This is a genomic window from Palleronia sp., assembly GCF_042089775.1.
Lineage (GTDB): Bacteria > Pseudomonadota > Alphaproteobacteria > Rhodobacterales > Rhodobacteraceae > Palleronia.
This window is the reverse complement of sequence record NZ_JBELKF010000104.1, coordinates 2,155-9,737: the sequence shown is the minus strand read 5'-3', so window position 1 is coordinate 9,737 and position 7,583 is coordinate 2,155. Positions and strand designations below refer to the sequence as shown.

The following is a 7,583-nucleotide window of genomic DNA, read 5'->3' as shown; positions in this document are numbered from 1 at the left end:
GGTCTATACCGCCTACAAGCGCGCGACCGAGACGAAAGGCCGCCCGTCTTGCCTGCTCATCAAGACCGTCAAGGGCTACGGCATGGGCAAGGCCGGCGAAGGTGCGAACACCGCCCACCAGTCCAAGAAGATGGACTCCGAGCAGTTGAGGGCCATGCGGGATCGCTTCAAGATCCCCGTGGAAGACGCTGATATTGAAAAGGTTCCCTTCATCTCGCTGAACAACGCGCAGAAGGCGTACCTGACCGATCGCCGCAAGGATCTGGGCGGGCCGTTCCCGTCGCGGTACACCGGCGCCCCGGCGCTTGAGGTGCCGCCGCTCGAGGCGTTCAAGCGCGAGCTGCAATCGTCGGGCGACCGCGAGTTCTCGAGCACGATGGCCTTCGTGCGCATCCTGACGACGCTCTTGCGCGACAAGAAGATCGGCGAGCGCGTGGTGCCGATCGTGCCCGACGAGTCCCGCACCTTCGGGATGGAGGGGCTGTTTCGGTCCGTGGGCATCTACAATCCGCTGGGCCAGCAGTACACGCCCGCCGACGCCGACCAAATGGCGTATTACAAGGAGTCGAAGGACGGCCAGGTCCTGCAGGAGGGGATCAACGAGGCCGGCGCGATGGCCGACTGGATCGCCGCCGCGACGTCGTATTCCAACCACGGCGTTCCGATGATCCCGTTCTACATCTACTACTCGATGTTCGGCTTTCAGCGGGTCGGCGACCTGTGCTGGGCCGCGGGCGACAGCCGGGCACGGGGCTTCCTGCTGGGCGGCACCGCGGGCCGCACGACGCTGAACGGCGAGGGCCTGCAGCACGAGGACGGGCACAGCCACATCCTGGCCAGCACTGTTCCCAACTGCATCAGCTACGATCCGACCTTCAGCTACGAGGTGGCGGTGATCGTGCAGTCGGGCATGCAGCGGATGTTCGCGGACCAGGAGGATGTCTATTATTACATCACCCTGATGAACGAGAACTATAAGCACCCCGAGATGCCGATGGGTGCCGAAGAGGGGATCATCAAGGGTCTCTATCGCCTGCGAAAGGCCGAGAAGCCGGGCAAGAAGCACGTGAACCTGATGGGGTCCGGCACGATCCTGATGCAGTCGATCAAGGCCGCCGAGATGCTGGAGCAGGATTTCGGCGTCACCTCGGACATCTGGTCGGCGACGTCGCTGAACGAGCTGGCCCGCGACGGGCAGGACGCGCTGCGCTGGAACCGCCTGCACCCGTTCGACGAGCCGCGTGTGCCCTACGTCACGAGGACGCTGGCCAACGCCAAGGGGCCGGTCATCGCGGCGACCGACTACATGAAGAACTACGCCGAGCAGATCCGCGCCTTCGTCGAGCAGCCGTTCACGGTTCTCGGCACCGATGGCTTCGGGCGGTCGGACAGCCGCGAGAACCTGCGGCGCTTCTTCGAGGTGGACGCCAACCACATCGCGGCGTCGGCGATGCACGAACTCTTCAAGGCCGGCACCGTGTCGAAGGCCGAGATGGAGAAGGCCGTGCAGAAATACGAGATCGACGGCGCCAAGCCGAACCCGCGGCTGAGCTGAGCCGAACCGGACTAAACGAGGGAAAACAGAGAGATGGCAACTGAAGTCAAGGTTCCGGATATCGGCGATTTCGATGAAGTTCCGGTCGTGTCGGTGCTGGTCTCGGTCGGGGACCGGGTCGAGAAGGAAGACGCGCTGATCGAACTGGAAAGCGACAAGGCGACGATGGAGGTCCCGTCCTCCCACGCCGGGGTCGTGAAGGAGGTCAAGCTCAAGGAAGGCGACAGCGCCGGCGAGGGCACCGTGATCTTGATCCTCGAGGAAGAGGACGCGAGCGGTGGCGGCGAAGATGAGGCCGCCGAGCCAAAGATCGACGAGAAGGCCTCGGCCGAGGACGAAGGTAAGTCGAGCGGCGACAAGGCCTCTGAAGGCAAGCCCTCGGCCGAAGGCTACGGCAATTCGGGCGGCGATGCGCCGGCCTCGAACGCGGTGGTGGATACCGGGTCGTCCAAGTTCCACGCCTCGCCCTCGGTGCGCGCCTTCGCACGGCGGGTGGACGTGGACCTGCGGCAGGTGAACGGGTCCGGCCGCAAGGGCCGCATCCTGCGCGAGGACGTCGAGGCGGCGCTGAAAGGCCAGGCCGGACCGGCTGCCGGCAAGGGCCAGGCACAGGGCGGCATGGGCATCCCCCCGATCCCGGCGGTCGACTTCTCGAAGTTCGGTCCCGTGGAAGACGTGGAGATGTCGCGGATCCAGAAGATCTCGGGTCCCGCGCTGCACCGCTCGTGGCTGAACATCCCGCATGTCACGCACAACGAGGACGCGGCGATCGACGAGGTCGACGCCTACCGCAAGGAGCTGGACACGAAGGCCAAGGACGAAGGCTACCGCGTTACGCTTCTGTCCTTCGTGGTGAAGGCGAGCGTTTCCGCGCTGAAGCAGCACTGGCAGCTCAACTCCTCGATCCATCCGGACGGAGATAAGCTGATCCGCAAGCACTTCTACAACATCGGCTTCGCAGCGGATACGCCGAACGGGCTGGTGGTGCCGGTCATCAAGGATGCCGACCGCAAGGGCATCGTCGAGATCTCGAAGGAGCTGGGCGATCTGAGCGCGCAGGCGCGGGACGGCAAGCTGAAGGGCGACGACATGAAGGGCGCGACCTTCACGATCTCGTCCCTCGGCGGCATCGGCGGGACCAGCTTTACGCCCATCGTCAACGCCCCCGAGGTCGCGATCCTGGGCCTGACGAAATACTGGATGAAGCCGATCTGGAACGGTCAGGAGTTCGTGCCGCAGAAGACCCTTCCGATGAGCCTGTCCTACGACCACCGCGCCATCGACGGGGCGCTCGCGGCGAGGTTCTGCGCCCATCTGGCCTACCTGCTGGGCGATCCCCGGCGCCTGATGCTGTGAGGGAATGAGCATGGAAATCAAGGTTCCCGATATCGGTGATTTCTCCGATGTGCCCGTTGTGTCGGTGCTCGTCTCGGTCGGCGACAAGGTCGAGAAGGAAGATCCGCTCATCGAGCTGGAATCCGAAAAGGCCACGATGGAAGTACCGTCCCCGAATGCGGGGACGGTGAAGGAAATCCGCGTCAAGGAAGGCGACACGGTCACCCAGGGCGATGTGATCATGGTCTTCGAGGCGTCCGAGGAGGGCGACGCGAAGGGCGAGGCGCCGAAATCCGATGCCAAGCCCGAGCAGAAGCCCGCACCCAAGGCGGCCGAGGGCGCGAAGGCGGGCTCGGGCGACGTGCACGGCGAGGTGGTCGTGCTCGGCTCCGGCCCCGGCGGCTATTCGGCAGCGTTCCGCGCGGCCGACCTTGGCAAGAAGGTCGTTCTGATCGAACGCTATTCCTCGCTTGGCGGCGTCTGCCTGAACGTGGGCTGCATCCCGTCGAAGGCGCTTCTGCACGCCGCCAAGGTGGTCACCGAAGCCGAGGAGATGTCCGAACACGGCCTGAACTTCGGCAAGCCCGACATCGACGGCGAGACCTTGCGCAAGTGGAAGGACTCGGTCGTTGAGCAGCTGACAGGCGGCCTCAAGGGGCTTGCCAAGCAGCGCAAGGTCACGGTGGTCGAGGGCTACGGCACCTTCACCGGCGCCAATTCGATCGAGGTCGAGACGTCGGACGGCAAGAAGACGGTGACCTTCGACCAGTGCATCATCGCCGCCGGGTCCGAGGCGGTGAAGCTGCCCTTCATTCCCCATGACGACCCGCGCGTCGTCAGTTCGACCGGCGCGCTGGAGCTCGACCCCATCCCCGAGCGGCTCTGCGTCCTCGGCGGCGGGATCATCGGGTTCGAGATGGCGACGGTCTATGACGCGCTCGGCTCCGAGGTGACGGTGATCGAGATGATGGACCAGATCCTGCCCGGCGCGGACAAGGACATGGTCAAGCCGCTGGCGAAACGCATGGAGGGGCGCCTGAAGGCGATCCACACCAAGACCAAGTGCACCGGCGTCGAGGCCAAGGACGACGGCTTGCACGTCACCTACGAAGGCCCCGACGGCAACAGCCAGACCGAGGTGTTCGACAAGCTTCTCGTCTCGGTCGGGCGCACGCCTAACGGCGGCAAGATCGGCGCGGACAAGGCGGGCGTGCAGGTCACGGATCGCGGCTTCATCGAGGTCGACCACCAGCAGCGGACCAACGTGCCCCACATCTTCGCCATCGGCGACACGGTGGGTCAACCGATGCTCGCCCACAAGGCGGTGCACGAGGGCAAGGTCGCGGCCGAAGTTTGCGCGGGCGAGAAGCGCGCGTTCGACGCTCGCGTGATCCCCTCGGTCGCCTATACCGACCCCGAGGTCGCGTGGTGCGGCGTCACCGAGACGCAGGCGAAAGAGCAGGGGCTTAAGATCGCCAAGGGCGTCTTCCCGTGGCAAGCCTCGGGCCGGGCGCTGTCGAACGCGCGGTCGGAGGGCATGACCAAGTTGATCTTCGACCCCGAGGATGACCGCGTGATCGGCGGCGCCATCGTCGGCACCAACGCGGGAGAGCTGATCGCAGAGGTCGCGCTGGCCATCGAGATGGGCGCCGACGCGGTGGATCTCGGCCACACCATCCACCCGCACCCCACGCTCAGCGAGACGGTGAACTTCGCCGCCGAGATGTTCGAGGGCACGATCACCGACCTGATGCCGCCAAAGAAGAAGTGACGGTCACGGGGGAGGCGGCGCGTGTCGCCCCTCGCGCAAGCTTGATCGGAAGGGTGGAAGGGTTATGGTCAAGTCATAGCCACCACGCCCGAGGAGGAGTCGCGCATGGCCCGTAACCCCAATAATCCCTTCGACATGAGCGCGATGATGGACGCGTTTGACCCGGACCGGATCGCGCGGATGTGGAACCCGCAGACGATGATGCAGGCGTTCCAGCAGCCCCAGGCGCAGATGTTCGACATGGAGCAGGTGATCCGCGCGAACCAGCGGAACTTCGAAGCCATGTCCGAGGCCAACAAGGCCGCCGCAGAGGCCTACAAGGACCTTCTCGACAAGCAGATGGAGATCTTCGAGAAGCTCACCCACGCCGCGCGCCAGCAGTACGAATGGGCCGAAGAGAATGCCGGCCCCGACGCGCTGAAGGCGCGTACGAACGCCATGAACGACGGCGTCGAAGAGGCGCTGAAACTCATGCGCAAGATGGCCGATAACGCCCGCGAGGCGAACGAGCAGGCCTATCGGTCGATGCAGAACCAGGTGGAGGAGTCTGTCGCCAAGGTCGAGCAGTCCGCGAAGAAGGCCGCCGCGTCCAAGCCGAGCTGAGGGCGACTATTCTCCGGCGACGGCGGCAGGGGCGCTTCTGCCCGGCAGGGGTGACAGGCCGGTGGCCCATGTCGCCCCGATCATCGCGACCGCTGCGGCGACATTGGCGGTGGCCGCCGCCGCCGCGATCCCGGTGAAGCCGAATGATTCCATCAAGATCCAGGCGAGGGGCACGTAGACCAGAAAGATGCGCCCGGCCGACATCCCCATGGACCACACCGCCCGAGAGCGCGCGTTCATCGCGGCATTGCCCGTGACGAGCACGCCATAGCCAAAGAGCGACAGGCCGACGATCCGCAGGTAAGTGGCGGCGATCGCCGCATCCTCGGAAGTTGCCGCGACGGCGCCCGCGATCTGGTCAGCGAGGAGGATCAGCACGCCGCCCACGCCCGCTCCGTAGCCCAGGCACATTAGGAAGGTCACCCGCACCGCCATCCGCGCGCGCCCTTGCTGTCCCGCGCCCCAGTTCTGGCCGACGACAGGTCCGATCCCGGCCGACAGCGCCAGCAGGGGGACGATGGCCAGCGACTGCACCCGCGTCGCCGCACCGAAGCCTGCGACCGCGGCCTCTCCCAGAATCGAGACGGCGGCGGTGACCACCGCCATCCCGGCCGGGTTGATCGCGTTCGACACCGACGCCGGCAGGCCGACCCCTCCGATCTTGCGCACGGAAGACACGATCTGCTCGAGCGGGTTTCGCGCGGTCGACAGGTGCCCCTTGCGCCGGGCCCACCACAACCCGCCGACCGTGGCGCCCACGCGCGCGAGGAAGGTGGCCAGGCCTGCGCCGCCCGTCGACATCTCGGGGAAGGGACCCGTGCCGAAGATCAGCAACGGGTCGAGCACGATGTTCGTGACCGCCTGGTTGAACATGATGACCGAGGCAGTCACGCCGTCTCCTCTTGCGCGGAAGATCGCCCCGACCAGCATCGACAGGACGAGGAACGGGAAGCTCATCGCCCACCAGAAGACGTAGTCCGCGATCTCGCCCGTGACCGGCCCGCTAGCGCCGATCAGCCCGAAGATCGTCCCTTGCAGCAGCCACAGGGCGGCCCCGACCAGCAGCCCGACGACAAGGCCGAGGCCCAGGGCGTGGATGGCCATGCGGTGGGTGTCGTCCTCGGACGTGCCGCGGCCGATGGACTGGCTGAGGGCGGCGTTCGCCCCGGCGGCAAGGCCGATCGACAGAGACGTGACCGACACCGTCACCGGATAGATATAGCCCACGGCGGCAAGTTGGGTCCGGCCCACGCGGGCCAGGAAATATGCGTCGGCGAGCCCTACGGCGAGGACGCCGAGGATACCCAACGTCATCGGGGCCGAGACGGTAAGGACGGCGCCACTGACGGAGCCGCGGGTGAGGGATCGGTCGGACATCTGGACTGACTTAGCAAGCCCGGCGCCGGGGCCAAGGCGCCTTGACCTTTCGTCGCGGGGGGCAGAGCTTGCCGCAATGATGCTGGACGGCCCCGTTACCCTCTCTACCCCGCTTGCCCACACCTGCGACCTCCCGGCCGAGGCCGACCTCGTGGTCATCGGCGGGGGCATCGCCGGCGTGACCACGGCGATATATGCCGCCAAGGCCGGCGCGCGGGTGGTGCTGGTCGAAAAGGGGCGGATCGCGGGCGAGCAATCTTCACGCAACTGGGGCTGGATCCGCCAGCAGGGGCGCGACCCGGACGAGCTGCCGCTGGTGATGGAAGCGGTGCGCAACTGGCACGCGCTTCAGGCCGAGACGAACGAGGATCTGGGGCTGCGTCAGACCGGGACCCTGTATTTCGCCGCGGACGAGGCGAAGCTGGAGCGGTATCGTAGCTGGGCGAGGATCGCGGCGGGGCACGGGCTCGACAGTCGGGTGATCGAAAAGGCCGAGCTGTCGCAGATGCTGCCCGAGGCGCGGGCGGCTTGGACCGGTGCGCTCTGGACGGCCTCGGATTGCAGGGCGGAGCCGTGGGTGGCAGTGCCGGCGCTCGCGCGGCTCGCCGTGCGGCGACACGGCGTCACCATCCGCGAAGGATGCGCCGCGCGGGCGCTGGACCTGGAAGGCGGGCGCGTGACCGGTGTCATGACCGAGGCGGGGCGGGTGCGTGCGCCCAGTGTCGTGCTGGCGGGCGGGGCGTGGTCGTCCACGCTGCTCCGGCGCCACGGCGTCGCTCTGCCGCAGCTTTCGGTGCGCGCCACCGTCGGCCAGACCGAGCCGCTGCCCGAAATCTTTGCGGGACAAGGCGTGGACAACAGCTTTGCCTTCCGTCGGCGGGCGGACGGGGGCTATTCGCTCGCGCCCTCGTTCGATCACGACTTTTTCCTTGGCCCCGACGC

Annotated in this window: 5 protein-coding genes and 1 pseudogene; 5 read left to right on the top strand and 1 reads right to left on the bottom strand. The window is 66.6% G+C overall.

The genetic code is table 11. From position 1 onward, the window contains the following. From aceE to ACFDS3_RS17230, 4 genes and pseudogenes are all read left to right on the top strand, one after another. A pseudogene (gene aceE / locus ACFDS3_RS17245) lies at positions 1-1,555 on the top strand (pyruvate dehydrogenase (acetyl-transferring), homodimeric type); the annotation flags it as partial. Between the two features lie 33 nt (positions 1,556-1,588). Then, a complete protein-coding gene (locus tag ACFDS3_RS17240; RefSeq protein WP_375263592.1) occupies positions 1,589-2,911 on the top strand; it encodes a 2-oxo acid dehydrogenase subunit E2 in 1,323 nt (440 codons plus the stop codon). 10 nt (positions 2,912-2,921) lie between these two features. Further along, positions 2,922-4,661 (top strand): dihydrolipoyl dehydrogenase, encoded by a 1,740-nt coding sequence (gene lpdA / locus ACFDS3_RS17235; RefSeq protein ID WP_375263591.1) that lies wholly within the window; start codon positions 2,922-2,924, stop codon positions 4,659-4,661. 105 nt (positions 4,662-4,766) lie between these two features. After that, positions 4,767-5,264 (top strand): phasin family protein, encoded by a 498-nt coding sequence (locus tag ACFDS3_RS17230; protein ID WP_375263590.1) that lies wholly within the window; start codon positions 4,767-4,769, stop codon positions 5,262-5,264. A 6-nt stretch (positions 5,265-5,270) separates the two neighbouring features. Here ACFDS3_RS17230 and ACFDS3_RS17225 read toward each other — a convergent pair whose 3' ends face one another. Beyond that, on the bottom strand, positions 5,271-6,641 hold the full coding sequence (locus ACFDS3_RS17225) for an MATE family efflux transporter (RefSeq protein ID WP_375263589.1): 1,371 nt from the start codon (positions 6,639-6,641) through the stop codon (positions 5,271-5,273). A gap of 79 nt (positions 6,642-6,720) precedes the next feature. On the opposite strand from ACFDS3_RS17225, the gene ACFDS3_RS17220 reads away from it, so the two are divergent. Then, positions 6,721-7,583, top strand: an 863-nt coding sequence (locus ACFDS3_RS17220; protein ID WP_375263588.1) for an NAD(P)/FAD-dependent oxidoreductase, incomplete at its 3' end; no start/stop codon positions are given.

Coding starts and splice junctions, on each gene's coding strand:
- lpdA (WP_375263591.1), top strand. CDS start 2,922: ATGGAAATCAAGGTTCCCGATATCGGTGATTTCTCCGATGTGCCCGTT.
- ACFDS3_RS17225 (WP_375263589.1), bottom strand. CDS start 6,641: ATGTCCGACCGATCCCTCACCCGCGGCTCCGTCAGTGGCGCCGTCCTT.
- ACFDS3_RS17230 (WP_375263590.1), top strand. CDS start 4,767: ATGGCCCGTAACCCCAATAATCCCTTCGACATGAGCGCGATGATGGAC.
- ACFDS3_RS17240 (WP_375263592.1), top strand. CDS start 1,589: ATGGCAACTGAAGTCAAGGTTCCGGATATCGGCGATTTCGATGAAGTT.